We start from the raw sequence: 26,517 nt of genomic DNA on the forward strand, positions 1-26,517 counted from the left end.
TTATTTCCCCGTAAAGTTCGGCGTGCGCTTCGCGAGGAAGGCGCTGACGCCCTCGCGGTAGTCGTCGCTGCGCCCGGCCAGGCGCTGATAGTCGCGCTCGAGATCGAGCTGAGCGTCCAGAGTATTAGTTTCCGCGGCGTTGATCGCCTGCTTGATCAGCCCCAGGCCGAAGGTCGGCTGAGACGCAAAATGCAGGGCCATCTGCTGTGCCGTGGTGGAGAGCTGCTCGTCATCGACCACCTGCCAGATCATGCCCCACGCCTGCGCCTGTTCAGCGCTGAGTTTGTCACCGAGCAAAGCCAGCCCCATGGCGCGGGCGCGTCCGGCCACGCGCGGCAGCAGCCAGGTGCCGCCGCAGTCTGGCACCAGGCCAAGCTTGCTGAATGCCATCACGAAGTTGGCCGAACGGGCGGCAATCACCATGTCGCACCCGAGCGCCAGCGTGGCGCCCGCGCCCGCCGCCACGCCATTAACGGCACAGATGACCGGCTTCGGCAGCTTTGCCAGGCGGCGCACCAGCGGGTTGTAGAAGGTTTCAACGGACATGCCCAGATCCGGCGCCGGGCCGTTGGGGTCGACGTTGCGGTCGTTCAGGTCCTGACCGGCACAGAAACCACGTCCTGCGCCGGTGAGCAGTAGACAGCGAACGGTGTCGTCGCGCTCGGCCTGTTTCAGGCACTCGGCCAGTTGCTGGTGCATCACGTCGTTAAAGCTGTTCAGACGCTCCGGACGGTTCAGCGTAATGGTCATCACGCCCTGTTCTACATGACTGAGAATAAATTCCACAATTAGCGTCCTTTAAAGTCGGGGGTGCGTTTTTGTAAGAAGGCGTCGATGCCTTCCCGGCGGTCATCGGTGGCGGAAAGCAGCGTAAACAGCTGGCGCTCCTGGGCCAGACCGGCCTGGAGCGGCACCTCCTGTGACTGGCGCAGCGCCTGCTTCGCCGCCTGCAGCGCCAGCGGCGAGTGGCGCGCCATCAGGGCCGCCTGCTTCAGGGCATACTCCAGCGTCAGCGCTGCCGGGAAAACATCGCTCACCAGCCCGGCGTTCAGCGCCTGCTCGGCGGAAATGCTCTCGCCGGTCAGCACCATTTTGCTGGCGAGCGATTTCCCGACGCTGCGGATAAGACGCTGGGTGCCGCCCGCGCCGGGCATGATGCCGAGCGTGATTTCCGGCAGGCCGAAACGGGCGTTGTCACCGGCAATCACCACGTCGCACAGCAGCGCCAGCTCGCAGCCCGCGCCCAGCGCGAAGCCGTTCACGGCGGCGATCAGCGGTTTAGGAAAAGTGTTGATACGCGCCCACAGCTGCGGGCGAATATCGTTCAGAGTGGCGGGCAGGTCTTTCTCCGCCATCTCATTGAGATCGGCCCCGGCGGCAAAGCAGCGCTCGCTGCCGTAAATCACGCAGACGACGATGTCGGCATCCACAGCGGCGGCCTCAAGCTGTTCCGCAAGCTGGGTTAACAGCACGTTGTTGAGGGCGTTGCGCGCCGCCGGACGGTTTAGCGTCAGCTGCAGCACGCGGCCATGACGGGTAACAGTCAGCTCGCTCATGCCATCCCCTTCGCGTCGAAGTCGACGACCACGTCGGCGGTTAACGGTAACGACTGGCAGCTCAGCACATACCCGGCGGCCAGCTCGTCCGGCTCCAGGCTGTAGTTGGTCGCCATGTCCACCTTCCCACGCAGCACTTTGCATTTGCAGGTGGCGCAGACGCCGCCCTTGCAGGCATACGGCAGATCTGCCCCCTGACGCAGGGCGGCATCAAGAATGCTTTCGTCGTCCGCCGTCAGGGTGATTTCACGGTCTCGCCCGTCCTGGCGAACGGTCACTTTCTGTCCGCCCGCCTGCACGTGCACCGCGCGCTTAACGGTGATTCCGGAGGTGTTAAAGCGCTCAAGGTGAATGGATTTGTCCGACATCCCCAGCGCCTTCAGCGTGGCTTCCGCGTCGTCCATCATCGCCGACGGGCCGCAGATAAAGGCCTCGTCATACTGGCGGAAATTAATCAGGGTTTTCGCCAGCGCCTGCAGTTTTTCCCCGTCGATGCGGCCATAGAGCAGATCGCTGTCCAGCCGCTCCTGGCTGAAGATGGAGATTAGCTGCAGCCGCTGCGGGTATTTGTCCTTCAGGTCCGCCAGCGCCTGGCGGAACATCATGCTCTGGCTGCTGCGGTTGCCGTAGATCAGGGTGAAATGACTGTTCGGTTCGGTCGCAAGCGTCGCGGAGATAATCGCCAGCATCGGGGTGATCCCGGAGCCTGCCGCAATCGCCAGGTAGTGGCCTTCGCGTTCGGCCTGTGGCTGGTAGCCAAACTGCCCCTGAGGAACCATCACCTCCAGCGCCATGCCCGCTTTGATCTCATCCCGGGCATAGCGGGAGAAGCGCCCGCCGTCGATGGCTTTGACCGCCACGCTGATTTCGCCCGGGGCGGTACTCCGGCAGATGGAGTAGCAGCGGCGCAGCTCGTCTCCGCCAAGCGTCGTTTTTAACGTCAGGTGCTGGCCGGGACGAAAGCGGTAGGCCTCCTGCAGCGCCTGCGGCACCGCAAAGGTAATGGTCACCGCGTCGCGGGTTTCGGGTTCCACTTTTGCCACTGTTAATGAATGAAACGTTGTCATGGCAGCCTCAAATACATTTGAAATAGTCGAAGGGCTCACGGCAGGTATTGCAGCGGTAGAGCGCTTTGCAGGCCGTCGAACCAAATTCACTGATAAGCGAAGTGTCGGTGCTGGCGCAGCGCGGACAGCTCACCTCCACCGGCGCGTGCGCGTGACAGCTATGCCCCACCGGCGGACTGATGCCGTACGCCCGCAGGCGCTCACGCGCGTCGGGGGTCATCCAGTCGGTGGTCCAGGCGGGTTCAAGCTGGAGCACAATGTGCACCGGAGTAAAGCCGTGCGTAGTCATCGCCTCGCGGATCGCCCCCAACAGGTGTTCCGTCGCCGGACAGCCCGAGTAGGTCGGCGTAAAGCCAATGACCCAGCCTTCCCCCTGCGCCTTCACGCTGCGCACCATGCCTAAATCGGTGATGGTTAACACCGGCACTTCCGGGTCCGGGATCTGGCTGAGCAGCGCCCAGATCTGCGGGATTTGCGCGGGCGCGATGTCGACGAGGCGTTGCATAGCGTTCTCCTTTACCACTGCTGACCGGGATACGCGCGCTGGAGATACTGCATTTCCGCCAGCATCGGGCCCAGATGTTCGGTATGCAGCCCCTGCTTGCCCCCGGTGCGGTACGCCACCTCTGCGGGCACCTGCAGGCAGGCTTCATTCAGACCGGCATACACTTCGCTTTCCCACGGCTGAAGCAGGAGGCGCGGGTCAACCGCCACGCCGGACTCAATCAGCTCCCGCTCGACCTCGTCGGCTTCAAACAACTCGGCCGTAAAACGCCACAGGTTGTCGATGGCCTGCTGCATTTTTTGCGCGGACGTTTCGGTCCCGTCGCCCAGACGCACCAGCCAGCCGCGGCTGAAGCGCAGGTGGTAGCGCGCCTCTTTAATCGCTTTGGCGGCAATGGCGGCAAGCTGGCCGTCGCGGCTTTGGGTCAGGCGTTCATACAGCGCCACGTTCCAGGCATCCATCAGGTACTGGCGGGCAATCGTGTCGGCGAAGCTGCCGTTCGGCTGCTCCACCAGCAGGACATTGCTGAACTGGCGCTCATCGCGGCCAAACGCCAGCGTGTCTTCATCGCCCTGGCCTTCCCGCTCCGCGGCATAGGTCAGGAAATTACGCGCCTGTCCCAGCAGGTCGAGGCCGATATTGGCGAGCGCGAGATCGATCTCCAGCTCCGGTGCGTGGCCGCACCAGGCGCCGAGACGCTGAGAAAGCACCAGACCGTTGTCGCCCAGACGCAGGGCATAGGCAGTCACTGAATTCATTCTTTGCCTCACATGTGCTCGATGCCGTCAGGGATGGTGTAGAACGTCGGATGGCGGTAAACCTTGCTTTCCGCCGGATCGAAGAACTCGCCGCGCTCTTCCGGCTGGGAGGCGACAATCTCGCTCGCCTTAACCACCCAGATAGAACAGCCTTCGCTGCGGCGGGTGTAGGCATCACGCGCATTTTCCAGCGCCATGCGATCGTCGGCGGCATGCAGACTGCCCACGTGACGGTGGGATAACCCTTGTTTGCTGCGTACGAACACTTCGTACAGCGGCCAGTAGACATTGCTCATCGTGATTCCTCTTAAGCCACTTTGCGGGCGTGTTGTTTTTCCGCGTGCGCCAGTGCGGCTTCCCGCACCCACGCCCCCTCTTCCCAGGCTTTACGTTTGGCGGCCAGGCGTTCGTGGTTGCAGATGCCGCGCCCGTTAATGACCTCGTCAAACTCCTGCCAGTCGATCTCGCCGAAGCGATAATGACCGCTCTCTTCATCAAAACGCAGGTCGGGATCGGGCACCGTCATGCCCAGCATCTCTACCTGCGGCACCGTGTTGTCGACAAAGCGCTGGCGCAGCTCGTCGTTGCCGAAGCGTTTGATTTTCCACGCCAGGCTGCGGGCGCTGTTCGGCGAATTGTCGTCGTTCGGCCCGAACATCATCAGCGCCGGCCACCAGAAGCGGTTGATGGCATCCTGCAGCATCTGGCGCTGGGCTTCACTGCCCTGCGCCAGCGCCATGCAGGCTTCAAAGCCCTGACGCTGATGGAAGCTCTCTTCTTTACAGATTTTCACCATCGCGCGGGCATACGGACCGTAGGAGGTTCGGCACAGCGCCACCTGATTGACGATGGCCGCGCCGTCCACCAGCCAGCCGATCACGCCGATATCGGCCCAGCTCAGGGTCGGATAGTTGAAGATGGAGGAGTATTTCATCTTGCCGTCGAGCATCTTCTGGTAGATGTCTTCCCGTGCGCAGCCCAGCGTTTCCGCCGCGCTGTAGAGGTAAAGCCCGTGTCCGGCTTCGTCCTGCACCTTCGCCAGCAGGATCGCTTTTCGGCGCAGCGTCGGGGCGCGAGTGATCCAGTTCCCTTCCGGCAGCATGCCGACAATTTCGGAGTGCGCATGCTGGCCAATCTGGCGGATCAACGTCTTACGGTAGGCGTCAGGCATCCAGTCCTGAGGCTCAATCGCCGTCTCCTGCGCTATGCGCTGCTCAAACCGTTGTTCTTGCGTCACGTCATCACCTTTATGATTCGTTAGTTTGCAAATTAAAGCGTAATGTTGAATCACTTTGTTTTTTAAAAGTTACACAAAGGTTAAATATAACCCCAAGAATTGTTTCCTGATTATGTGACATTGCTCGCAAGGCTTTTACTGCAGGCGCGCTGAAGAGCGTCCTGGCGCGCCGTGTTTCATCAGAGCGGATCACAATGTTAACAATTCATTAAAACTCAGCTTGATTTTTATGATTCATGATCAAACTATTAATGGGTAAATTACGTAACATTTGGAGATAAGCGATGCAGCAGTTAGCCAGCTTCTTATCCGGTACCTGGCAGTCTGGCCTGGGCCGCGAACGCACTATTCATCACGCCATCAGTGGCGAAGCGCTGTGGAGCGTGACCAGCGAAGGGCTGGACATGGCGGCCGCCCGTCGCTATGCGATTGAGCGCGGCGGCGAAGCGCTTCACGAGATGACCTTTATCGAACGCGCGGCCATGCTGAAGGCGGTGGCAAAGCACCTGCTTAGCGAGAAAGAGACGTTTTATGCCTTATCCGCCCAGACCGGGGCGACAAAATCAGACAGCTGGGTCGATATCGAAGGTGGGATCGGCACCCTCTTCACTTACGCAAGCCTGGGCAGCCGCGAGCTGCCGGATGACACCGTGTGGCCGGAAGACGAGCTGATCCCGCTGTCAAAAGAAGGCGGCTTTGCCGCGCGTCACGTCCTGACCTCCAAATCCGGGGTGGCGGTGCACATCAACGCCTTTAACTTCCCCTGCTGGGGAATGCTGGAAAAACTGGCCCCGACCTGGCTTGCCGGCATGCCCGCCATCATCAAACCCGCCACCGCCACCGCACAGGTGACGCAGGCGATGGTGAAATCCATCGTCGACAGCGGGCTGGTGCCGGACGGCGCCATCAGCCTGATCTGCGGCGGCGCGGGGGATCTGCTCGACCAGCTCGACAGTCAGGACGTGGTGACCTTTACCGGCTCCGCCAGCACCGGGCAAAGCCTGCGCGTGCACCCGAATATTGTGGCGAATGCCATTCCGTTCACGATGGAAGCCGACTCCCTTAACTGCTGCGTGCTGGGGGAAGACGTCACGCCGGAGCAGCCGGAATTTGCCCTGTTCATTCGGGAAGTGGTGCGCGAGATGACCGCCAAAGCCGGGCAGAAATGTACGGCCATTCGCCGCATTATCGTCCCGCAGAGCCAGATTGACGCCGTGAGCCAGGCGCTGGTTGCCCGGCTGGAAAAGGTGGTGGTGGGCGATCCGGCGCAGGAAGGGGTAAAGATGGGGGCGCTGGTCAACGCCGAACAGCGTGCGGACGTGCAGGAGAAAGTGGAGCAACTGATCACCGCAGGCTGCCAGGTCCGCCTGGGTGGCAAAGCGGATTTGCAGGCCGCTGGCGCGTTCTACCCGCCGACCCTGCTGTTCTGCCCGCAGCCGGATGAAACTCCGGCAGTGCACTCAACCGAAGCTTTTGGCCCGGTTGCGACACTGATGCCGTATCGCAACGCGCGCCACGCAATGCAGCTTGCCCGCGCGGGCGGCGGCAGCCTGGCGGGTACGCTGGTCACCGCAGACCTGGACATTGCCCGCCAGTTTATTACCGGTGCGGCGCGCGCCCACGGGCGTATTCAGATCCTCAACGAGGAAGCCTCGAAAGAGTCCACCGGCCACGGTTCCCCGCTGCCACAGCTGGTGCACGGCGGCCCGGGCCGCGCGGGCGGCGGCGAAGAGCTGGGCGGCCTGCGCGCGGTGAAGCACTACCTGCAGCGCACCGCCATTCAGGGCAGCCCGACGATGCTGGCGGCTATTGGCAAACAGTGGGTGCGTGGCGCAGCGGTGCAGGAAGATCGTGTGCATCCGTTCCGCAAATACTTTGAGGAGCTCCAGCCGGGCGACAGCCTGCTGACGCCGCGCCGCACCCTGACGGAAGCGGACATCGTGAACTTTGCCTGCCTGAGCGGCGACCACTTCTACGCCCATATGGACAAGATCGGCGCGGCAGAGTCGATCTTTGGCGAGCGCGTAGTGCACGGCTACTTCCTGATTTCTGCCGCAGCAGGGCTGTTTGTTGATGCGGGCGTCGGGCCGGTGATCGCCAACTACGGCATGGAAAACCTGCGCTTTATCGAGCCGGTTAAACCGGGCGATACCATTCAGGTGCGTCTGACCTGCAAGCGTAAAACGCTGAAGAAACAGCGTACCGCCGAGGAAAAACCAACCGGCGTGGTGGAATGGGCGGTTGAGATCTTCAACCAGCACCAGCAGGCCGTGGCGCTCTACTCCATCCTGACGCTGGTGGCGCGCCAGCAGGGGGATTTCTGACACCTTCCCTTCACCGCCTTTCCTGCCGGGTGGCGCGATGCTTACCCGGCCTACGACGACCACCCGGGGTGTGACATTGCCCCGCTCTTTTTTTAACCTGGCAAGACTGGCAAATAATCTGGCAGATGCAGGCAAACGCTTTTCTCAGGCGCCTGTCAGGATAAGGCTGTCACAACACAATAAACACAACAAGATGAGGTCTACGATGGGAAGCAATTCTTCTTTTTCTGCCCGTAGAACGGCGCTGGCTATGGCCGTTGCGCTGTGTTGCGCCTGGCAATCCCCTGTTTTCGCCCACGGTAGTGAGGCGCATATGGTCCCGATGGACAAAACGCTGCAGGACTTTGGCGCCGACGTTCAGTGGGATGATTACGCACAGATGTTCACCATTGCGAAAGACGGCGCCTTTGTGAAGGTCAAACCGGGCGCGAAAACCGCCATCGTCAACGGGAAAACCCTCAAGCTCGAGGTGCCGGTGGTGATGAAAGGCAAAAAAGCCTTTATCTCTGACAGCTTCATCAACGATGTTTTCCAGTCCGGTCTTGACCAGACTTTCCAGGTTGAAAAACGCCCTCACCCGCTAAACGCGCTGACGGCGGACGAAATTAAGCAAGCCGTTGAGATTGTCAAAGCCTCAGCGGATTTTAAACCGAATACCCGCTTTACCCAGATTGCCCTTGCTGAGCCAGAGAAAGCCAAAGTGTGGGACTTTGTGCTTAACGGTACGGCGGTGGATGCCCCGCGTCAGGCAAAGATTGTGATGCTCGATGGGAAGCACGTTATCGAAAGCCTGGTGGATCTGAAGGATAAAAAAATCCTGCGCTGGGAGCCGGTGAAAGATGCGCACGGCATGGTGCTGCTGGATGATTTCACTGCGGTACAGCAGATCATCAACGACAGCACGGAGTTTGCCGAGGTGCTTAAAAAACACGGCATCACCGACCCGAAAAAAGTGATTACCACGCCGCTGACCGTCGGCTATTTCGACGGTAAAGATGGCCTGAAGCAGGAAGATCGCCTGCTGAAAGTGGTGAGCTATCTGGATGTCGGCGACGGCAACTACTGGGCGCACCCGATTGAAAACCTGGTGGCCGTGGTCGATCTTGAGCAGAAGAAAATCCAGAAGATTGAGGAAGGTGCCGTTGTTCCGGTTCCGATGACGCCGCGCCCCTACGATGGCCGCGACCGTATAGAGACGCCGAAAAAACCGCTCGACATCATTGAGCCGGAAGGCAAGAACTACACCATTACCGGCGATATGGTGCACTGGCAGAACTGGGACTTCCACCTGAGCCTGGACTCCCGCGTCGGCCCGATGATTTCAACCGTCACCTATAACGACAACGGCAAAAAACGCCAGATTATGTATCAGGGGTCGCTCGGCGGCATGATCGTTCCTTACGGCGATCCGGACGTGGGCTGGTACTTTAAGGCCTATCTTGATTCCGGCGACTACGGCATGGGCACCCTGACCTCGCCGCTGGTGCGCGGTAAAGACGTGCCGTCCAACGCGGTGATGCTCAATGAAACCATCCCGGACTACACCGGCGCGCCGATGGAGATCCCGCGTGCGATTGCGATTTTCGAACGCTACGCAGGCCCGGAATATAAGCATCAGGAGATGGGCCAGCCTAACGTCAGCACCGAACGCCGCGAACTGGTGGTGCGCTGGGTGAGTACCGTGGGCAATTACGATTACATCTTCGACTGGGTGTTCCATGAAAATGGCACCATCGGCATTGACGCCGGTGCGACGGGTATCGAAGCGGTGAAAGGCGTGCAGGCGAAAACCATGCACGATGCCACTGCCAAAGACGATACAAAATACGGTACGCTGATCGACCACAACATCGTGGGCACCACGCACCAGCACATCTACAACTTCCGTCTTGATATGGACGTGGATGGTATCAACAACAAGCTGGTGGCCATGGATCCGGAAGTGAAGCCGAATACCGCCGGTGGCCCGCGCACCAGCACCATGCAGATCAATCAGTACGATATTGATACCGAGCAGCAAGCAGCGCAGAAGTTCGACCCGGGCACGATTCGCCTGCTGAGCAACACCCGTAAAGAGAACCGCATGGGCAACCCGGTTTCGTACCAGATCATCCCTTACGCGGGCGGCACGCACCCGGTGGCAACCGGCGCGAAATTTGCCCCGGACGAGTGGATTTACCATCGCCTGAGCTTTATGGACAAACAGCTGTGGGTGACCCGCTACCACCCTGATGAGCTCTACCCGGAAGGAAAATTCCCTAACCGCTCCGTGCACGACACCGGCCTGGGGCAGTACAGCAAGGATAACGAGTCGCTCAACGATCAGGATGACGTGGTCTGGATGACCACCGGCACCACCCACGTGGCGCGTGCGGAAGAGTGGCCAATTATGCCAACGGAATGGGTGCATACCCTCCTTAAACCGTGGAACTTCTTCGACGAGACGCCAACGCTCGGAAAGAAAAAAGACGAAAAATAACCATCCACCGGGCAGTTGCCCGGTTTTTTTTGCCCTGAAGTTTGAGGATCGCCCTTGCTTGCTTATAGTTACTGATATCTCACCTGCATGATTTATCCCCCGGACGGGAAAGGCCTTTATGGAAAAAAGAAAACAACCGACGCTGGAACGGGCAACCTGGTCCACACGCCATGCCATGGTCATGCATGGGCTGGCGATGAACCTGCCGTGGCTCGCCTTCGTCAACGTCAGTTTCGCGGTGATGATCCTGCTGCGACACATCCTGCTTAAGGCCAGCGATCCCCTTTATCCCCACTCGCCGCAGCTGACGAGAATGGTCGATGCCTCCATGCTCGGCATTATTATTCTCTCTGCTGCGCTGATCCTGATGGCCTGGCGGCGTATCGCCGGAATCAGCGTGGTGTTGTTTATCTGTAGCGCCATCTGGTCGGTCTCCTGTTTCTGGTTCATCACGCAATTGCTGCTGCCCCACGTCTGGCCGCTGTGCGTCATTCTGTTACTCGCCGGGTTAACGGCGCTCTATTTTTACCCTGAGGGGCTGCTCGCCTTCGTGCTCCCGCTCTGGATCACCCTGCCGGTCGCAAGCTGGGTACGCAATGATGGCCTAAACCTGCACTTCATCATCATCTGGAGCGTGTTTACGCTGATCCTGGTCTGCGGGCGTTTCATTCTGCTGAGCTGGTTTGACGAAGCCTGGCGACGTAACCAGCAAAATCAGCTGCTGATATCACGGCTGGACGCGCTGGCGCACCAGGACCCGTTAACCAAGACCGCCAATCGCCGGAAAATGGAGGTGGTGCTGGAGAATGCGGTTGAGCAGAAAAAAACCTTCTCGGTGATCATGCTGGATATCGACTACTTCAAGCGCTACAACGATACCTATGGGCACCAGGCAGGCGACGACTGTCTGACCCGCGTGGCGCGCGTGCTGAAGCAGTCGGTGCGCACACCTGATGATGTGGTGTCACGCTACGGCGGCGAGGAGTTCGTGGTCATCCTCTTCAATTGCCCGGCAAACATCGCGGAAAAGGTTGCCCTGCGTATTCAGGACGGCCTGCGTACGGAAGCCATACCGCACGACGCCTCCACGGTCAGCGACCATGTCACCGTAAGCATGGGGATTGCGAGCATGGCGGAGGGGCTGGCCGGCACCGAGATCATCGCTCGCGCCGATGCGGCGCTTTATCGTGCGAAAGAGGCCGGACGGGATCGGTGGTCGCTCTAAATAAAAGCCGGGTGACGCTGCGCTTACCCGGCCTACGGTTCGAGTCGTTGTAGGCCGGGTAAGGCGTAGCCGCCACCCGGCTTGCTTTTTAATACCGTACGCAAACCGACTTGGTTTCACACCAGCCGTCCAGCCAGTCCGGACCAAAGTCGCGCCCTGTCCCGGACTGCTTCATGCCGCCGAACGGCAGGTTGGCGTCGATCAGCGTATGGCTGTTCACCCAGACGGTGCCCGCCTGCAGCCGGTCGGTATATTCCAGCGCCTTGCTGATATTCTGCGTCCAGACGCTCGCCGTCAGGCCATAGTCGCTGTCGTTTGCCAGCTGAAGCGCCTCTTCCCCGTCGGCGACGCGCACCACGTTGACCACCGGGCCAAACACCTCTTCCCGGGTCAGGCGCAGCGAGGCATCCGGGTTCACCACCAGCGTAGGCGAAACGTAATAGCCTTTGCCTTCCGGCCCACGGTTACCGACAATCAGCTCCGCGTTGCGCGACTTCGCCTCATCGAGGAAGGTCTGCACCTTGTCACAGTGCGCACGCGACACCAGCGGGTTGATAAACGCCTCTGGCGACATGCCCGGCCCGACGCTGAGGGATTTCACCGCCTGTTCAAACCCGCTGACCAGCGTGTCGAACAGCGGCGCTTCAATATAAATACGCGAGCTCGCCGCGCACACCTGCCCCTGGTTCAGGAAGCTGCCGGTCATCAGGCCTTCGATTACCCACGCCGGGTCCGCATCCTTGAGCACAATTGCCGGGTTTTTCCCGCCAAGCTCCAGGGTCACGCCGGTGAGCGTGTCCGCCGCCGCGCGGGCGATTTGCTTACCCGTCGCCGTTGAGCCAGTGAAGCTCACCTTTGCAATATGCGGATGCGAGGTCAGCGCTGCGCCACACACCGCGCCGCTGCCGGTCACCACGTTGAACACCCCGTCCGGGATGCCCGCTTCACTGGCCAGTTCCGCCACGCGCAGCATGGTCAGCGGCGTGGTTTCTGACGGCTTGATGACAATAGAGCAGCCCGCGGCCAGCGCTGGCATCACTTTCCACATCCCGATCATCAGCGGGAAGTTCCAGGGCACAATCCCGGCCACCACGCCAACCGGCTCTTTACGCGTCCAGGCCTGATAGCGGGCGCCCTGCGGTAACGGAATGGAGAGGTCGAGGGTCTTACCCGTAATTTTGGTGGTCAGCCCGGCGGTATAGCGCATCCAGTTCAGGGTGCAGCTGACTTCAAACATACGGGAGATGTTGATGGATTTGCCCTGCTCCAGCGTTTCAAGCTGGGCCAGCTCCTCGCTGTGCTGTTCCACCAGATCGGCGAAATGGAGCAGGATCCGCTCGCGCTCCGCCGGGAGTTTTCCGGCCCAGGTACGGGCCACAAAGGCGCGCCAGCCGGACATGACGGCACGATCAACGTCGTCGACGCTGGCATCGGCAGTTGAGGAAATCACCTCGCCCGTGGCCGGATTGTAGACATTAAGCCGCTTTTCACTGTCCGATGCGGCCTGACGCCCTTCAATCCACAGGCCATGCTGTCGGTCTAAAAATTGCTGCACGGCAGGCTGAATAGCTACCAGTGATTCAGACATAGGATACTCCTTCGTTATTCTTCGCAGGGTGTTCATCCAGTCTAAGTGGGGTTTTGCATTCTCGCTTTTGTCTCTGTGACATTCGCTTTGCCACCTGTGACAGGCTCCGCAAATCACGATAATTGCCGCTTATATCGCTGTTACCCGTGAGTGTTCTTTCCTATAGTCAGCCTCATAGCTCTGACAAAATGCAACACAAATGCAACAATGCGAAAACGTTGACGGTGCAGTGAGAGAAACGATGGCGTGTGCAAGCGAGCAGGAACAGTATCAGCAGTGGCTGGCGCAAATTAATCAGGTTTGCGGGCGTTTTAACGCGCAGCCCACCGAGGGAAAATTCTACGGCGAGCTGGAGACCAGCTATGCGCGCAGCCTGAAGCTCAGCACCGTCACCGCCGGCGGCGTCAACCTGTTCCGCTCCCGTCAGGAGATCAAACAGAGTAACGATGCCTGGTTCTATACCGTGTTCCAGCTCGAAGGGAGTGCGGAAATTGAGCAGGATGACCGCCGCGCGGTACTCAGAACCGGTGATATTACGCTGATTGATGCCTCACGCCCCTGCTCGATCAACTGGCAGGAAAAATCCCGCCAGATTTCGCTCCTGGTTCCCCGTCAGATTATTGAGCAGCAGTGCCGCTTTCAGGAGATAAGCTGCGCCACCGCCCTTTCCCGCACGCTGCCCACGGTACAGCTGAGCCATCGCCTGTTGATGGAGAGTATGAGCAATACCAGCCTGAGTGACCGGGAGAGCGAAGCGGCGCTCGAAGCGATGATCTGCCTGCTGCGCCCCGCTTTCCAGCAGCGCGAAATCATTCAGCCGCGTAAGGAACGCCAGTTCCAGCATGTGGTGGCGCTGATTGACGACCACATTCAGTCTGAATCGCTGCGCCCGGAATGGATTGCCGCCGAGAGCGGTATGTCCGTGCGCAGCCTTTACCGCATGTTTGCCGAGAAGGGTCTGGTGGTGGCGCAGTACATTAAAAACCGCCGCCTGGATCGCTGCGCTGAGGTGCTGCGTGCTGCCGGTGATGACGAAAAGCTGGCGGGGATTGGCTACAGCTGGGGGTTCACCGACCATAGCCATTTTTCAACGGCGTTTAAGCAGCGCTTTGGCGTTTCGCCGGGTGAATACCGCAAGCGCTACCGCTAGCTATTTTTTGAGCCACTTTCCGTTAATGCCCTTCACGTACTCGCCCGGCTGCGCGCGGGCAACCAGTTTCTGCCCTGCCATTTTGGCCACTTCATCGACCGGCAAATTATTGCTGTCAGCCAGCTTCTGGTAGCTTTCCGTACGTGCCGCGTTGATGCGATTAACCAGCGCCAGCGTTTCGGCGTCCTGTTGAATCGGGGCGAGATAACCGCTGAGGGTTTCTCCCACGCGCCCCTGCGCCCGGGCGTCATTTAGGGTCAGCGTAGCCGCCTGCACGTTCATCCCCAGCGCCAGTAAAATCAGAGCTACTCGTTTCATGGCGTCCTCAGAACAGATCGCTGCGCGATTTCAGCAAAGTTTCAACGTCTTTATCGACCTTAATGTGGATCTCATGTTCGATTTTGACATTCATATTGATGGTAATCGGCTCCTTTGGTGCAGCGACTTCAATGCGCGGCGTACAGCCGGACAGTAGCGCGGCAACGGCAACGGTGAGCGCACCAGCCATCTTTTTCATTGTTGTTCCTCACTTTCCTTGCCAGTCGAACTGCGGAGACCGGGTATCGCCGCGTGTTGCTCAAACCAGGTTTGCAGATTGTCTCCAAAACGCAGGCTGCGCCAGAGGGTAAAGACATTCTCGTCATGGGTATAGTTCAGGTTAACGGAGCTGCTCTTGCCATCGACCCGGCTGGTCCCCTTGATGGTCGCCTGCATGGTTAATTCACCCAGGTTATCTAAATTGATTCTCGTCCACGAACGCGAAATTTCCATGTAGCGGAGCCAGTTAATCGCGGCGCCCGCGACCATATTGTCTTTGACGATGGCGTCGGCCGTATCTTTGTCGATGCGCAGCGTCATTGGGCCCGGGTTAGTCAGCCAGCCATCCTTAATGATCCATTTTTCGTTGTCCAGCCAGAACGGCAGCGCCCCGCTGACGGGACCCGACATGGCAAACTGTTTTGGATTGACGGCGCTAATCAGCTCGCTCGATGAGATATTGTCTACCCGCAGCAGGGCCGGATCGTGCTGCGGCATCCGCAGCTGCTGCATGGTGATCTTCCCGCCGAGGGTTTCCACCTTCACGTTGGTGAGCAGCAGCGGATTGTCCTCCGTCCAGGGATAATCGCCCTGTAAATCCGCGGTAATGTTGCGCGCGGTCACCAGGTTTACCACTTCGCCAATGCGCAACGTGACCGGTCCGCGCGTGCCCAGAGACCAGGTTCCCTCGCTGAAGCGGAACGGCAGCACAAAGTCGACGCCGTTAATCTGGTTGTCCGGCATCCAGGCGCTGCCGGATTTCAGTACCCCGTGCCCACCCGCTTCAAAGCCCTGATCGGCCGCCGCCGAGAAGGCGACCTGCGCATAAAGCTCACCGCCGCGCAGCGTCATTTTCCAGTCCGGCGGGATAAGCGGCTGGAATACGGTGAGGGACTGTTTCGGCCACCAGGCCTGCCCGCGAAGGCGCACGCCATCCCACCTTCCGTTGACCTGTACCGGGCCGATGTTGTCCGCATGGAGGTCGCCCTTAAACTGAAAAATTGTCGGGTCGGTGCCATCGACGCTGAAGGTCAGGACCGATGGCGGCAACACGCTGCCGCCGGAGAAGCGCGTTTGCCCGGCATTCAGCGACAGCGCACCGCTGAAGGCCGGTTTTTCGGCATCGCGCAACCAGCGTACAGGCTGATCCAGCACCAGACGCGGCTTGCTGACCTCCATCGTGCCGTACTGAAGCTTGTCAAAACCGGTGGAGAGCGCCGTCAGCTCAATAAGGTTGTCGCGCCACTCGCCTTTCCCGGCGACATCCCAGCGGGCATGCATCGGCGTAAAGCCGCCTTTCCCCCAGTACCGCCACTGCCACAGGCCGTTATCAGGTAAAAAGTCGTTGGCCTGACCGTCCAGGTGGAGTTCAAAATCGCCCATCTCGTTTTCATGGGCGCGTAAAATCGCCTGTAAACGACCGTCCACGCCCTTCTGGGTGAGCTTGACGCCCGCCAGTGGCCAGCGGATTTCATCGATATCGAGTGAGTTAATGATGCGTCCGCGCGAGCGGAGCAGCGCGCCCGGCTCAAAGGCCAGCTGCGGTTCATACAGGCTGCCGGTCAGTGTTGCGGGTAATTTGGCATAAAGAATGAGATCGTTTTGCTTCGCCTCGCCGCTCAGATGCAGCGGCATGTCGCTGTTTTCCATGCTGAGCCTGCCGGGCCCGATATTCAGTACCGCGTTGCCTTTCCCCGCATCGCCTTGCGTCAACACGTTCAGTCGTCCGGTCAGCGTGGCTTTCTCCAGCCCCTGCTGCCAGTTGTCGGCGCGAAGGGACACCCGCCCGCTCAGCGGCATACCCGAGAGATCCCAGTTCCAGCGTCCGTCGCTGATGTTGAGCTGTTCCGCCGTGATCTGCCACGGCAGGTCGAGAAGCGGATCGGGGTTGTCTCTCGCCATCACCACCAGCTGTCCCTGATTGTCTTCCCAGTCGAGATCGGCATCGACCAGAGACGTTAACTGTGGCACGTTAAAGGTCGCCACCGCGTGGCCTTTCACCGGCACGCCGTCCGGCACCAGCGGCAGGGTAAACTCGCCCACCAGCTTAACAGGCTGCGGCTGGTCAGGGAGCTGAACATCGAACTGGCTGACCGATAGCGTCTGACCGCGAAGCGTGCCTTTAATGCTGACCTGCTCGCCTTTATAGGCGATCTCCTGGCTGGACGGGGTCAGGGACGCGTGAAGCTCACCCTGCCACTGCTGCCAGGGGGACAGCGTCAGGCGGTGAACCGTAAGCCAGGTATTGGGCAATACCGCCTGCCATTCCGCCAGCGTTTTCGGGGCGACCGTTGAAGGCGCTGACTGGGGAATTTTGCTCAGGCAGACGGAGTTAAGATCCAGCGCGCCGATATCCAGCTTCCAGCGGCTGGGATGTGACAGCGTCACGTTATCGATGCGGGCAATTTCGCAGTCTTCCACCAGATAGCGAAGGTCGGGGATCACCAGCGCGTGGCGAGTCAGTTTCGGGCTCTCTTCGAAAGCGATGCGCGTCCCGACGGGAAGCCAGATCCCAGCGAGCGTCGGCACCCACTGGGCGAGCGTCATCAGCAGCGTCAGCGGCAACAGTATGAACAGCAGTAATAGCGCAAGAGCGGCTTTGTATTTACCCTTCATGGGCAGTTAATATCCTGATTTAGCGAAAGAATTAAGCCGGCAGTGCCGATCATTGTCGCATGTTTAGCGGTTGAGTTGAAGTTAACGCCAAGATTAAGGATAGATGCTGTAAATAGTATGAGGTAACTTTTTTGCTATGCGTAACCTGAAGAACACAATTTAGATTCAGTGGGTTACGCATAATTTCAGGCGAAGAAGCCGGAATAACTGCGTAATTAATACCTGTTCCTGGGCATTGCCAGCAGGTAAAGCATTGCGAATATCAATGACCCCCAGTACACCGAGTCGTACCGCCAGGGATCAAAATCGATATGTAAAAAACCGCGAACAAACTCATAGCCGTTGGCAAAAACGTTAATCTGGATGGCTGCAATGGCTATCACAAACAGCGTATAGCCAATGAACAGTGGGTATTTTCGTAGCCGGTTAATCTTCTGTTTCCCAATATATAACAAGAAAAAAACTACTATAGATACAATGAAATAGTACAAAGCGGGCAGCATTGGCGGAGATAAGGACAACCCCAGTTGTTGCGACATGCATCATTCTCCCTCTTTATCAGAAACTCACCCGGTTCCTGATATCGTCCCATCACATCCAGAAGGATTGCAGTTTTCACACCCTCTTGCCATTCTTTAACGTAATTCAGACAGGCTTTTTTCGCATCCTCAACCCACTGTATTTTTCTCTACACGCCCTGACCAGATTCACGCCAAAGATTCCTCGTAGCAAGAATATCATGGAGTTAGGGTGGACATATGCTCTAGAATAATTGATAGAACTTATTGAATTCAATAATATTTTAGAAATTGTAAGATAATTTTAATCATGCTAACGTGAATGCAAAATCACTGGAGAAAGTCTTATGAAACTCGCGGTATACAGCACAAAGCAGTACGACAAAAAGTATCTGCAACATGTTAACGAGGCCTATGGGTTTGAGCTTGAATTTTTCGACTTTCTGCTGTCCGAAAAAACCGCTAAAACGGCGCACGGCTGTGAAGGCGTCTGCATTTTCGTAAACGATGACGGCAGCCGTCCGGTGCTGGAAGAGTTGAAAAAACAGGGGGTGAAGTACATCGCCCTGCGCTGCGCGGGCTTTAACAACGTGGATCTCGACGCGGCAAAAGAGCTGGGTCTGAAGGTGGTGCGCGTCCCGGCGTACTCCCCGGAAGCGGTGGCGGAACATGCGATTGGCATGATGATGTCGCTCAACCGTCGTATTCACCGCGCTTATCAGCGCACCCGTGACGCCAACTTCTCGCTGGAAGGGCTGACCGGCTTTACCATGTACGGCAAAACCGCGGGCGTGATCGGCACCGGTAAAATTGGCGTGGCTGCCCTGCGCATCCTGAAAGGCTTCGGCATGCGTCTGCTGGCATTCGATCCGTACCCAAGCGCCGCAGCGCTGGATCTGGGCGTGGAGTACGTCGACCTGCCGACGCTGTTCTCTCAGTCCGACGTAATCTCCCTCCACTGCCCGCTGACGCCGGAAAACTACCACCTGCTTAACCAGGCGGCATTTGACCAGATGAAGGATGGCGTGATGATCATCAACACCAGCCGCGGCGGACTGGTTGACTCCCAGGCCGCTATCGAAGCGCTGAAGACCCAGAAAATTGGCGCGCTGGGGATGGACGTCTATGAGAACGAACGCGACCTGTTCTTTGAAGACAAGTCTAATGATGTCATCCAGGACGACGTGTTCCGTCGCCTCTCTGCCTGCCATAACGTGCTGTTTACCGGACATCAGGCGTTTCTGACTGCCGAAGCGCTGATCAGTATTTCGGAAACCACGCTGGGCAACCTTCAGCAGTTAGAAAAGGGTGAACCGTGCCCTAACGAGCTGGCTTAAGTGCTACGCCGGGTGGGGTTAAGCCTCATCCGGCGCGTTTGTTTCCCAGCTCCGGTGCGCAACGCGCCACCAGAGCAGAACGGCGGCCAGGGCAATGGCGCTCAGGACACTGAATGCCGTCGCAAACGAGTAATGACCGGCGATCGTCCCGGTTAACGCCGGGCTCATGGATGCCCCTACTCCCTGCATCAACATCACCACACTCTGCCCGGCATTGACGTGCCCGCTTCCACGCAGCAGCACCACAATAAACGACGGTACGACGACTCCCAGGATCCCGGCGGCCAGGCCATCGAGAATTTGTACCGGGATCATCATTAACGGCGCGTCCGTGGATGCCGCCAGAGCCGCGCGCAGCGGCATAACCAGCAGCGCCAGCATAATCAAGCGCCAGTAGCCATAGTGTTCGATCCGGCGTGAGGCCCAGATGGCGACGGGGATCATCACGGCCTGAGAGATGATGACGGTACCGGCCGCATACAAACCGGGGTTGATCGCGGCAGGTGCCGCAGCAACCCTCATGCTCAGCATCGGCAGCAGCGCGGCGTTCGCCAGGTGGAACAGCAGCAGCGTCAGTCCGGTCACAAACAGCGCCCGGTTTTTCATCAGCACGGCAAAACCGGGGACCGGCAGGCTCGCTGAAGAGGACAGCCCGCGCGCCGCGTCGTTATCGATATCGCTGTTGCGAATGGCAAGCAGCGCACACAGCGTTAGCAGCGTGGTGCTGGTCATCAGCAGGAAAATCCCGCCCACGCCCCAGAACCACGCAATGCCGCCCGCAATCAGCGCGGTGACAAAATTTCCGCCGTGATTGAACGCCTCGTTTCTGCCCATCTGCGCGCTGAAGCCGCTCTGCCCGGTCAACCCCAGCGTAATCCCGGCGATCAACGGCCCGACAAATGCCGCACAGATACCGGTGACGATTTGCGACACGGCGACAACGCCGCTCTGCTGGCTAAACCAGAGCAGAAGCGTGCTTAGTGTGATCAGAATGCACAGCAGCGCGAGTACAGCACGCTTGTTGCGGGAGGTGTCGGTGATGAACCCCGCCGGCAGCGTGGCCAGTAACCCCGCCAGCCCGCCGGCCGTCATCAGGATGCCGATATCATCAGGGGTCCAGTGGCGTTCGGCCAGAAAAATACCGAGAAAAGGCCCCAGGCCATCGCGGACATCTGCAATGAAAAAACTTGTCAGGCATAGCGCCCGCAGCGAACGAAGAGACATACTTCCTGCCTTGCCTGTTATCGCCTGAGAAAAAGAAAATGTAGTATACCGGGTATTTTTGAAAATCAGATGACGTCTTAAAAAACATGCCTTCCGAACTTAAACAATTCATAACGGACGTTGTTTTTTCGCTTTACTCATAATCGGCCCTGACTATACTGGCAATAAATTTTCACAGGAGTCCTTCGTTGGAAAGTTATTTTATCGTCGATACGAAGGTAAGCTGACGCGATTTTCTCGCTGCTTACCTTAAGGGTGGGCAGCAATCCTCTTGACGTGATTGCATCCCAATACATTAAGAACGACCAAATTTTTGGGGCATCGCGATGTTCATGTTTCATCATTCACTCTTTCCACCGCCCTCGCGCTGACATGCTTTGCGTTTTAACGGCGTCATACTGTGCTTTGTGAAGCGCTGACGCTTATCGTTTAATCATGTTAACAGGCGACAGGCTGATGTTCCCTTATATCTCTCATCTGCTCGCAGCGATGCTGCTGGGCGCAATTATTGGCGCGGAAAGACAATGGCGCCAGCGTATGGCGGGGCTTCGTACCAATGCACTGGTTGCGACGGGCGCGGCCGTGTTTATTTTAAGTTCCCTCTCGACCTCACCCGATAGCCCGGGGCGCATCGCAGCGCAGATCGTCTCCGGCATAGGTTTTCTTGGCGCAGGCGTTATTATGCGTGAGGGAATGAATATCCGGGGTCTTAATACCGCCGCGACGCTGTGGTGTTCGGCCGGAATTGGCGTACTATGCGGATTAGGTCAATTCTGGAATGCCGGTATGGCCAGCGTGATTATTCTGTGCGCCAACATTCTGCTTCGCGAAGCTGCGCAGCGGATTAATCAACTGCCCGCGCTCCATGAAGGCGAAAAATGCTATGTCCTGAAAATCACCTGTAATGACGAGCATGAAGATGCGGTGCGGCAGAATATTGTCAACATGGCGAAAGAGTTGACGTTAAGCCTGAAAGCCATTTATTGCGATACGGCGCAAGCAGAAGGTAAAACCGAAATACGGGCCGAGGTGATGACCCGTGAGGAATACCGGAAATTACTCGAGCTAATTATGGGTAATATTGGCGGGAATAAAATTATGGCATCCGTAAGCTGTCACGCAATATGAATACGATACCGGGCATTGCGCCCAGTTGGGGCTTGGCTGTTTTGCAGAAATGGGCAGTGACACGGAGAGAGTCATAGAGAAGCGCTGATTCTGGCAAGACTTTTCATCATTTTCGTCGTGAGGCTAAGCTGCTCGCTGCCCACAAGTTGGGACAATTCCTGCTTAGCGGATTGCCATACCGGAATGACCTGTTCAAGCAGACGCCAGCCTTCCCCCGTCAACATGAGTCGTTTTCCTGAACGTCCACGCCCTCCAGTAGAGCCAATAATGCCTCGGGACTCCAGACTACGGATATTACGACTCAGTGTTGTCGCATCCACCCCTGCTCTGGCGGCGAGTTCCGCAACGGTTTCATTAGGAGAACCCCCGATGCCAACTATCAGACTGAACTGCTCAGCGGTCAGTTCAAACGGTCTGAAGCAGGCGTTGTAATAGCGCGTAATAGCCCGAGCAGTAGCGCGCGCCTGAAACGCCGGGCAGACTTCCGGAATGGCCTTCAACAACGTCACATCAATGTTGCTCATCATTTCATCTCGACATTCAATGCTAAAGTTAATAGTGTATATACACTATTAAGCATGTTTGAGGAACGGTTATGCCAGCCTTTGTTCATATCAACTTACGCGTTATTGACCCAGCCAGACAGGCCAGCCTTGCCCCCCGCTTCACGTCAGCATTAGAGGAAGCAGGCGGTAAAATTGTTCATTTTGGTGCTGTCGCACAGGTACTGGAAGGTGATGAAGAGCCGTTACCCTATGCGGGCATTTTTGAATTCCCGACGTTAGATCAGGCCCTTGCCTTCTATCATTCCGAAAAATATGCGCCAATTAAGGCTGAACGCCAGCTCGCCCAGGAAGCAAGAATGTTCATTGTCACGACGGAATGACAGGCAGGTTCAACTGTACCTAAATCACAGAACCGAAATTTGTCCCCGTTATGACAACCTGCTCTCTGTTTTGCTGGAAATAACGGTTTACCCTGAGTTGTGCAAAAAATACTCAGGAGGGACACATGTACAATTCAATTTTGGTTCCCATTGATATCTCCGAGGATAGCCTGACGCACATGGTTATCCCTTTCGTTCAGGCACATACCGCACTTAACACGGCCAAAGTCCACTTTCTTACCGTTATTCCTTCGCTTCCCTATTATTCATCATTAGGTTTGGCCTACCCCGTAGAAATGCCGAAGATGAAAGAATTCCAGCACGCGGCCTTGGTAAAACTGGATGAAATAGTTAAGCAATTCAAAATTCCTGCAGACAAGATACAGACGCATGCCGTGACGGGGTCTCCGAAGGATCAGATCCTTAAGCTCGCAGATACGATCGGCGCCGACCTGATCATTATCGCCTCCCATAAGCCGGACATTTCAACCTATCTGTTGGGCTCAAACGCTGCGGCAGTGGTTCGGCATGCGAAATGCCCTGTGCTGGTGGTAAGATAAAAAAACCGGGCGTAACGCCCGGTTTTTTAAGCCAACACCATGAGCCGCTCCTGACAGATAGCTACTCAGGAATGTGAGCAGGTTCACAATGCCTGACCTGCCTTACCTGTTCACGCAAAGCGCAAATGGCGACTGCAGATTGCCAATCAGCCAGCCATTACCTGCAGGTTCAATCTTCAGCTGGCGAACGGTTCCCTCGGGAACATAAAAGAAGCTGCTTTTAAAACTGTCATCATCAGCTGTATCACGTAGATTTTTAACGTAGCGCGTATCTGTAAGGGCAATCTCACCGGGTCTGTTCACCTCATAGCTAAAGAGAATTGTACGTGAGATGACATGAACGCCTTTGTCTGACTGGATATTCCCCGACAGGACAGCCTGACCCTCGTGGTTTTTATCTAAACGGAAAACAAACTCCAGCGTAGCGATGAAATCAGGTTCATAGTGGTTATAACGTAAAATTGTGGAACAGTTAACACTTAACGCACTCTGTTTATGACGCATGTGAACATAGAACCAGACCGAAAACGCCAGGATGAGGAGTAAAATTACGGCAGGGATCCCTGTTTTCTTATTGATTGCGTTCATAACCACTCCAGTAGTTATTCAGACAGGAGATGTAATTATTATTTTTTTGCGTGCATCGACTGATAAACGCCCTCCCCTTATTGCCGTACAGATAGGACTCTGAAACCTGATAGAGAAAAGATGTGCCTTCCAGACACTGAATATGACTTGAGTTAGCCAGTTCTAAAAAAAGTTCTTTTTTTTGCTCTGACAGGGATGCAGAGTTACTCTGGATTGTATAGACAGGACAGGTGTCGTAGTTAAACAAGAAATGGGGGTTAATCTGTTTTATTTCCATTAAGTCTTTCGACGGAGTTACGAGACCTGGCACAACTAACGTAGCGCTGATTAAAAGCACAATCAGTGCCAGCGTATAATGAAGAGCCCTGTACTTACCCACTAACGCCGTACGGTGGACTAGAGTTATTACCTCCGACTTCTCAATTTCTTTGAGTCGTCCATCAGCAATCGAAGATTCAGTGATATCCCTGACGTCAATATCGCTGTTAAACATAAAGCCGACCCGAGGCACTGTGGTAATACATTCATTGGTAATACCTAACTGGACGAAATGTTTTCTCAGTTCTGAAATGTATTTATTTAATGTGTGATTCGATGAGCGCAAGCCATGAACATCCCAGACATTATCCAGGAGTTCATTCCGTGTCAGGACTTGACCATGCTTTTCGAGAAGGCATGTTAATAGCCTCTTCATTGTCAGGGTCAGAATGACAGTAGAGCCCTCGTCTCCGGATGGCCATATGGCACCATCTTCAGAGCGATAAAAAACCCTATTATCAATCACAAAAACCATCTCTGACTCCTTATCCATGATGGTAATTGAATGGATCCTCACGTTTATCCAACCTGCGAAAACCCATTAACTTCTTTCTCGCATCTTAGCACAGCCAGACGTGACAACGTCTTCAGTAGACTTATTACTTGTAAATGCAACATCAAACAGAACATAAATTTGTATTTTGATAAATTATCAATACATGTATCTACACAACATTTTTAGTTGATAGGATTTCTCGCAGAAGTGAATGAGCAGGTTCTTATTCTTCAGGTGCAGCCATCCTACCTACCGCCATTCACAGTTCGGGGAAAGAAGAAAGAAGTGGTACCCCGGGTAGCGAATCCAGTAGATAAGGAGCGACATTATGATAAGCACCAAAATGCTCATTAAGGCAGAACGTTTCTTCATCAAAGCCCGTACATTGATTAGAGAAAAAATCTTATCAGCGGAACTGACCGGCGCTGAATTTGTTCCCTTCATCCAGCCGGTATGTAAGGGCGATGAAATTGTAGGCGGAGAAGTATTACTTAGATTTCTTAAAGATGGGATTTACCACTCTCCCGAAAAATACCTCTCTGCAATGGAATCATGCGAGGTGATTAATGATGTCACATGCAGCCTGATGTCTGATGTTAAAACATTTTTTGAAGACTACGAAGGAACGCTACCTGATGATTTTTATCTCTCCTTCAACATCTGTGCGAGACAGTTGAACTCTTCAAGAGTTATTGAAGCAGTTAGGGACTTTAAGAAAGTGTTCGACGGACGCATTGCTGTCACACTGGAAATTGTCGAACGTGGAACAATGAACCTGGACGACTTTGCACTCGAGGCTATGCAGCAACTTACTGAGTCAGGTGTGCGATTTGCGATTGATGATTTCGGCAGCGGAAGTTCATGTCTCAAATACATTGAACATGCAGGTTTCTCAACACTCAAGATTGATAAATGCCTCACAATTGCGAGCAATGGATCATTAATCTATTCCGCGGTAATTGATTCCATTGTAGCTCTCGCAGAGCGATTGCAAATTCATGTTATTGCTGAAGGTATAGAAGATAAAGAACAACTATCTCTTTTGAAAGATAAAGGAGTGAGTATTTTTCAAGGTTATCTATTTTCAAAACCTGTAAGCATGCGCGAGTTTTGCTCGCACATATAACACTTTTCAAAAGCGTAAACACAGCAATTCGCAATCAATTATGAAAAAGCATTACTTAAATAACAGTAGTGCATTCCACCTGATCATTACAAATTTAAAATTGCCACCAAGGACAAATTATATATGTCAGCTAACTTCCCAAACCCTCCAGAGCTTCCGTCCTGGACAGGACCGGACGGAATTCTTTATGACTTTAACTATGGCGCGCGCGTTTTGCTTCCGGAAGGAAAATGGCACGTTATTTTAATGGACGACGACAGCGGTAATATTCTTTTCAGCTGTGATTCAGAAGGTGGCTGGGTAACCAGTAATAAAAAATATTACGTCCGCTTCCGCATTCAGATATTCCACCAGGGATCGATGAGCCCGGTCCTGGATGAAACGCTGGATATGAAGGACAAGCCCGTCGTCATCTTTTTCCCGACGGGGACGCTTGGCGACATGCTTGGCTGGTTCCATTACGCAGAGCGTTTTCGCCAACTGCACCGCTGTCAGCTTGAGTGCGTCATGGGGCAGGAAATCATCGAACTGCTTAGCGCGCAGTACCCAGAGATCACATTCTCCACAAAGGACGCTCTCCAGACGGAAAATCCCTACGCGTCCTGGTATATCGGCCTTTTCTTTAAGGGCGACACCACTCATCAGCCCATCGATTTCAGGAAGGTCGGTTTCCACCGCAATGCCGGCTACATCCTCGGGGTGGATCCGCGTGAGTGCCCTCCCCGCCTGAAGCTGGATGCGGAGCGGAAAATTGCGGAGCCGTACGTCTGTATCGCCGCGCAGTCCACCAACCAGGCGAAGTACTGGAACAACGGCCATGGCTGGGCTGAGGTCGTCGCCCACCTTAAATCTCTGGGATACCGGGTGCTTTGCATTGATCGCCAGGCGCATTACGGCCAGGGCTTTATCTGGAACCACATTCCGCATGGCGCCGAAGACTTTACAGGCGATATCCCGCTCCAGGAGCGGGTGGACCTGTTAAAGCATGCGAGCTTCTTTATTGGTCTGGGCAGCGGGCTGTCATGGCTTGCCTGGGCATCCGGTATCCCGGTGGTGTTAATCAGCGGATTCAGTCTTCCCAACAGTGAATTTTACACCCCCTGGAGGGTGTTCAGCAGCCATGGCTGTAACGGCTGCTGGGATGACACGTCCGTTGATTTTGACCACGTGGATTTTTTGTGGTGTCCGCATCACAAGAACACCCCCCGACAGTACGAGTGCACAAGTCTGATAACCGGTCGTCAGGTTATCGGCATGGTGGACCGTCTGCATTCAGGATTAGTTGATAAGTAAA

26 protein-coding genes are annotated in these 26,517 nt (G+C 56.1%); 10 read left to right on the forward strand and 16 right to left on the reverse strand.

The genetic code is table 11. The features are described 5' to 3' along the window. From paaG to paaA, 7 genes are read right to left on the reverse strand one after another with little or no spacing between them, the layout of a single operon-like run. Positions 1–789 carry a 2-(1,2-epoxy-1,2-dihydrophenyl)acetyl-CoA isomerase PaaG gene (paaG, locus tag BFG58_RS04045; protein WP_139125291.1) on the reverse strand — a complete coding sequence of 263 codons (789 nt, stop codon included), beginning with the start codon at positions 787–789 and terminating at the stop codon, positions 1–3. Then, positions 789–1,556, reverse strand: coding sequence for a 2,3-dehydroadipyl-CoA hydratase PaaF (gene paaF, locus BFG58_RS04050; RefSeq protein WP_069719307.1), 768 nt, complete (start codon positions 1,554–1,556; stop codon positions 789–791). Before paaF ends, paaG begins: the two co-directional genes overlap by 1 nt. Next, positions 1,553–2,623, reverse strand: coding sequence for a 1,2-phenylacetyl-CoA epoxidase subunit PaaE (paaE, locus tag BFG58_RS04055; RefSeq protein WP_069719308.1), 1,071 nt, complete (start codon positions 2,621–2,623; stop codon positions 1,553–1,555). Before paaE ends, paaF begins: the two co-directional genes overlap by 4 nt. Before the next feature lie 7 nt (positions 2,624–2,630). Beyond that, entirely contained in the window at positions 2,631–3,128 is a 498-nt protein-coding gene (gene paaD, locus BFG58_RS04060; RefSeq protein ID WP_069719309.1) for a 1,2-phenylacetyl-CoA epoxidase subunit PaaD, read from the reverse strand. A gap of 11 nt (positions 3,129–3,139) precedes the next feature. Further along, a complete protein-coding gene (gene paaC / locus BFG58_RS04065; RefSeq protein ID WP_069719310.1) occupies positions 3,140–3,886 on the reverse strand; it encodes a 1,2-phenylacetyl-CoA epoxidase subunit PaaC in 747 nt (248 codons plus the stop codon). 8 nt (positions 3,887–3,894) lie between these two features. After that, positions 3,895–4,182, reverse strand: coding sequence for a 1,2-phenylacetyl-CoA epoxidase subunit PaaB (gene paaB, locus BFG58_RS04070; protein ID WP_008502380.1), 288 nt, complete (start codon positions 4,180–4,182; stop codon positions 3,895–3,897). A gap of 11 nt (positions 4,183–4,193) precedes the next feature. Continuing rightward, complete coding sequence (gene paaA, locus BFG58_RS04075; RefSeq protein ID WP_048222992.1) at positions 4,194–5,123, reverse strand: 1,2-phenylacetyl-CoA epoxidase subunit PaaA; 930 nt, start codon at positions 5,121–5,123, stop codon at positions 4,194–4,196. 284 nt (positions 5,124–5,407) lie between these two features. Here paaA and paaZ point away from each other — a divergent pair, with 284 nt between their 5' ends. The 3 genes from paaZ (at position 5,408) to BFG58_RS04090 (ending at position 11,151) form a co-directional block, all read left to right on the forward strand. Further along, positions 5,408–7,447, forward strand: coding sequence for a phenylacetic acid degradation bifunctional protein PaaZ (paaZ, locus tag BFG58_RS04080; RefSeq protein WP_069719311.1), 2,040 nt, complete (start codon positions 5,408–5,410; stop codon positions 7,445–7,447). A gap of 205 nt (positions 7,448–7,652) precedes the next feature. Beyond that, positions 7,653–9,926 (forward strand): primary-amine oxidase, encoded by a 2,274-nt coding sequence (gene tynA / locus BFG58_RS04085; RefSeq protein WP_045910426.1) that lies wholly within the window; start codon positions 7,653–7,655, stop codon positions 9,924–9,926. Positions 9,927–10,044: 118 nt separating this feature from the next. Then, on the forward strand, positions 10,045–11,151 hold the full coding sequence (locus BFG58_RS04090) for a GGDEF domain-containing protein (RefSeq protein WP_045910425.1): 1,107 nt from the start codon (positions 10,045–10,047) through the stop codon (positions 11,149–11,151). An 88-nt stretch (positions 11,152–11,239) separates the two neighbouring features. Here BFG58_RS04090 and BFG58_RS04095 read toward each other — a convergent pair whose 3' ends face one another. After that, entirely contained in the window at positions 11,240–12,739 is a 1,500-nt protein-coding gene (locus BFG58_RS04095) for an aldehyde dehydrogenase family protein (protein ID WP_048030651.1), read from the reverse strand. Between the two features lie 241 nt (positions 12,740–12,980). Between BFG58_RS04095 and feaR the strand changes: the two genes are divergently transcribed. Next, positions 12,981–13,889, forward strand: a complete 909-nt coding sequence (gene feaR, locus BFG58_RS04100; protein WP_045910621.1) for a transcriptional regulator FeaR — start codon at positions 12,981–12,983, stop codon at positions 13,887–13,889. Here the strand turns inward: feaR and BFG58_RS04105 are convergent, their stop codons facing one another. From BFG58_RS04105 to BFG58_RS04120, 4 genes are all read right to left on the reverse strand, one after another. Further along, complete coding sequence (locus BFG58_RS04105) at positions 13,890–14,207, reverse strand: YdbL family protein (protein WP_008502387.1); 318 nt, start codon at positions 14,205–14,207, stop codon at positions 13,890–13,892. A gap of 7 nt (positions 14,208–14,214) precedes the next feature. Further along, a complete protein-coding gene (locus BFG58_RS04110) occupies positions 14,215–14,406 on the reverse strand; it encodes a YnbE family lipoprotein (protein WP_008502388.1) in 192 nt (63 codons plus the stop codon). Next, positions 14,403–17,042, reverse strand: a complete 2,640-nt coding sequence (locus BFG58_RS04115; protein WP_048030653.1) for a YdbH family protein — start codon at positions 17,040–17,042, stop codon at positions 14,403–14,405. The genes BFG58_RS04110 and BFG58_RS04115 overlap by 4 nt, the downstream gene beginning before the upstream one ends. Before the next feature lie 215 nt (positions 17,043–17,257). Further along, the gene (locus BFG58_RS04120; protein WP_069719312.1) at positions 17,258–17,581 is read right to left on the reverse strand and encodes a hypothetical protein; all 324 of its coding nucleotides are present in this window, start codon (positions 17,579–17,581) and stop codon (positions 17,258–17,260) included. Between the two features lie 326 nt (positions 17,582–17,907). Here BFG58_RS04120 and BFG58_RS04125 point away from each other — a divergent pair, with 326 nt between their 5' ends. Then, positions 17,908–18,897: a 2-hydroxyacid dehydrogenase gene (locus BFG58_RS04125; protein WP_028013015.1), complete on the forward strand. Its 990-nt coding sequence runs from the start codon at positions 17,908–17,910 to the stop codon at positions 18,895–18,897. Positions 18,898–18,915: 18 nt separating this feature from the next. On the opposite strand, the gene BFG58_RS04130 is transcribed toward BFG58_RS04125, so the two are convergent. Next, positions 18,916–20,121 (reverse strand): MFS transporter, encoded by a 1,206-nt coding sequence (locus BFG58_RS04130; protein ID WP_069719313.1) that lies wholly within the window; start codon positions 20,119–20,121, stop codon positions 18,916–18,918. 435 nt (positions 20,122–20,556) lie between these two features. On the opposite strand from BFG58_RS04130, the gene BFG58_RS04135 reads away from it, so the two are divergent. Continuing rightward, on the forward strand, positions 20,557–21,249 hold the full coding sequence (locus tag BFG58_RS04135) for an MgtC family protein (RefSeq protein WP_111966757.1): 693 nt from the start codon (positions 20,557–20,559) through the stop codon (positions 21,247–21,249). 71 nt (positions 21,250–21,320) lie between these two features. Here the strand turns inward: BFG58_RS04135 and BFG58_RS04140 are convergent, their stop codons facing one another. Next, entirely contained in the window at positions 21,321–21,776 is a 456-nt protein-coding gene (locus BFG58_RS04140) for a MarR family winged helix-turn-helix transcriptional regulator (RefSeq protein WP_254665188.1), read from the reverse strand. Between the two features lie 68 nt (positions 21,777–21,844). Between BFG58_RS04140 and BFG58_RS04145 the strand changes: the two genes are divergently transcribed. Beyond that, positions 21,845–22,135, forward strand: coding sequence for a DUF1330 domain-containing protein (locus BFG58_RS04145; RefSeq protein ID WP_032674687.1), 291 nt, complete (start codon positions 21,845–21,847; stop codon positions 22,133–22,135). Positions 22,136–22,260: 125 nt separating this feature from the next. Further along, the gene (gene uspF / locus BFG58_RS04150) at positions 22,261–22,695 is read left to right on the forward strand and encodes a universal stress protein UspF (RefSeq protein WP_069719314.1); all 435 of its coding nucleotides are present in this window, start codon (positions 22,261–22,263) and stop codon (positions 22,693–22,695) included. 102 nt (positions 22,696–22,797) lie between these two features. On the opposite strand, the gene BFG58_RS04155 is transcribed toward uspF, so the two are convergent. Together BFG58_RS04155 and BFG58_RS04160 are read right to left on the reverse strand one after the other, a co-directional pair. Next, on the reverse strand, positions 22,798–23,283 hold the full coding sequence (locus tag BFG58_RS04155) for a hypothetical protein (RefSeq protein ID WP_063621522.1): 486 nt from the start codon (positions 23,281–23,283) through the stop codon (positions 22,798–22,800). Continuing rightward, positions 23,267–24,076, reverse strand: coding sequence for a winged helix-turn-helix domain-containing protein (locus BFG58_RS04160; RefSeq protein ID WP_069719315.1), 810 nt, complete (start codon positions 24,074–24,076; stop codon positions 23,267–23,269). The genes BFG58_RS04155 and BFG58_RS04160 overlap by 17 nt, the downstream gene beginning before the upstream one ends. Positions 24,077–24,425: 349 nt before the next feature. On the opposite strand from BFG58_RS04160, the gene BFG58_RS04165 reads away from it, so the two are divergent. Together BFG58_RS04165 and BFG58_RS04170 are read left to right on the forward strand one after the other, a co-directional pair. Then, positions 24,426–25,223 (forward strand): EAL domain-containing protein, encoded by a 798-nt coding sequence (locus BFG58_RS04165; protein ID WP_069719316.1) that lies wholly within the window; start codon positions 24,426–24,428, stop codon positions 25,221–25,223. Positions 25,224–25,346: 123 nt separating this feature from the next. Further along, positions 25,347–26,516 (forward strand): autotransporter strand-loop-strand O-heptosyltransferase, encoded by a 1,170-nt coding sequence (locus BFG58_RS04170; protein WP_069719317.1) that lies wholly within the window; start codon positions 25,347–25,349, stop codon positions 26,514–26,516. Position 26,517 lies beyond the last annotated feature (1 nt).

This window comes from Enterobacter sp. ku-bf2 (assembly GCF_001742765.1).
GTDB classification, from domain to species: domain Bacteria; phylum Pseudomonadota; class Gammaproteobacteria; order Enterobacterales; family Enterobacteriaceae; genus Enterobacter; species Enterobacter quasiroggenkampii.

Bases quoted from the DNA above. Each gene is read 5' to 3' on its own strand.
- uspF (WP_069719314.1), top strand. From the start codon at position 22,261: ATGTACAATTCAATTTTGGTTCCCATTGATATCTCCGAGGATAGCCTG.
- feaR (WP_045910621.1), top strand. From the start codon at position 12,981: ATGGCGTGTGCAAGCGAGCAGGAACAGTATCAGCAGTGGCTGGCGCAA.
- paaE (WP_069719308.1), bottom strand. From the start codon at position 2,623: ATGACAACGTTTCATTCATTAACAGTGGCAAAAGTGGAACCCGAAACC.
- BFG58_RS04160 (WP_069719315.1), bottom strand. From the start codon at position 24,076: ATGGTTTTTGTGATTGATAATAGGGTTTTTTATCGCTCTGAAGATGGT.
- BFG58_RS04135 (WP_111966757.1), top strand. From the start codon at position 20,557: ATGTTAACAGGCGACAGGCTGATGTTCCCTTATATCTCTCATCTGCTC.
- tynA (WP_045910426.1), top strand. From the start codon at position 7,653: ATGGGAAGCAATTCTTCTTTTTCTGCCCGTAGAACGGCGCTGGCTATG.
- paaC (WP_069719310.1), bottom strand. From the start codon at position 3,886: ATGAATTCAGTGACTGCCTATGCCCTGCGTCTGGGCGACAACGGTCTG.
- BFG58_RS04130 (WP_069719313.1), bottom strand. From the start codon at position 20,121: ATGTCTCTTCGTTCGCTGCGGGCGCTATGCCTGACAAGTTTTTTCATT.
- BFG58_RS04120 (WP_069719312.1), bottom strand. From the start codon at position 17,581: ATGTCGCAACAACTGGGGTTGTCCTTATCTCCGCCAATGCTGCCCGCT.
- BFG58_RS04115 (WP_048030653.1), bottom strand. From the start codon at position 17,042: ATGAAGGGTAAATACAAAGCCGCTCTTGCGCTATTACTGCTGTTCATA.
- BFG58_RS04155 (WP_063621522.1), bottom strand. From the start codon at position 23,283: ATGAACGCAATCAATAAGAAAACAGGGATCCCTGCCGTAATTTTACTC.
- BFG58_RS04125 (WP_028013015.1), top strand. From the start codon at position 17,908: ATGAAACTCGCGGTATACAGCACAAAGCAGTACGACAAAAAGTATCTG.
- BFG58_RS04140 (WP_254665188.1), bottom strand. From the start codon at position 21,776: ATGATGAGCAACATTGATGTGACGTTGTTGAAGGCCATTCCGGAAGTC.
- paaF (WP_069719307.1), bottom strand. From the start codon at position 1,556: ATGAGCGAGCTGACTGTTACCCGTCATGGCCGCGTGCTGCAGCTGACG.
- BFG58_RS04090 (WP_045910425.1), top strand. From the start codon at position 10,045: ATGGAAAAAAGAAAACAACCGACGCTGGAACGGGCAACCTGGTCCACA.
- BFG58_RS04145 (WP_032674687.1), top strand. From the start codon at position 21,845: ATGCCAGCCTTTGTTCATATCAACTTACGCGTTATTGACCCAGCCAGA.
- BFG58_RS04165 (WP_069719316.1), top strand. From the start codon at position 24,426: ATGATAAGCACCAAAATGCTCATTAAGGCAGAACGTTTCTTCATCAAA.
- paaB (WP_008502380.1), bottom strand. From the start codon at position 4,182: ATGAGCAATGTCTACTGGCCGCTGTACGAAGTGTTCGTACGCAGCAAA.
- BFG58_RS04110 (WP_008502388.1), bottom strand. From the start codon at position 14,406: ATGAAAAAGATGGCTGGTGCGCTCACCGTTGCCGTTGCCGCGCTACTG.
- paaD (WP_069719309.1), bottom strand. From the start codon at position 3,128: ATGCAACGCCTCGTCGACATCGCGCCCGCGCAAATCCCGCAGATCTGG.
- BFG58_RS04105 (WP_008502387.1), bottom strand. From the start codon at position 14,207: ATGAAACGAGTAGCTCTGATTTTACTGGCGCTGGGGATGAACGTGCAG.
- paaZ (WP_069719311.1), top strand. From the start codon at position 5,408: ATGCAGCAGTTAGCCAGCTTCTTATCCGGTACCTGGCAGTCTGGCCTG.
- BFG58_RS04095 (WP_048030651.1), bottom strand. From the start codon at position 12,739: ATGTCTGAATCACTGGTAGCTATTCAGCCTGCCGTGCAGCAATTTTTA.
- BFG58_RS04170 (WP_069719317.1), top strand. From the start codon at position 25,347: ATGTCAGCTAACTTCCCAAACCCTCCAGAGCTTCCGTCCTGGACAGGA.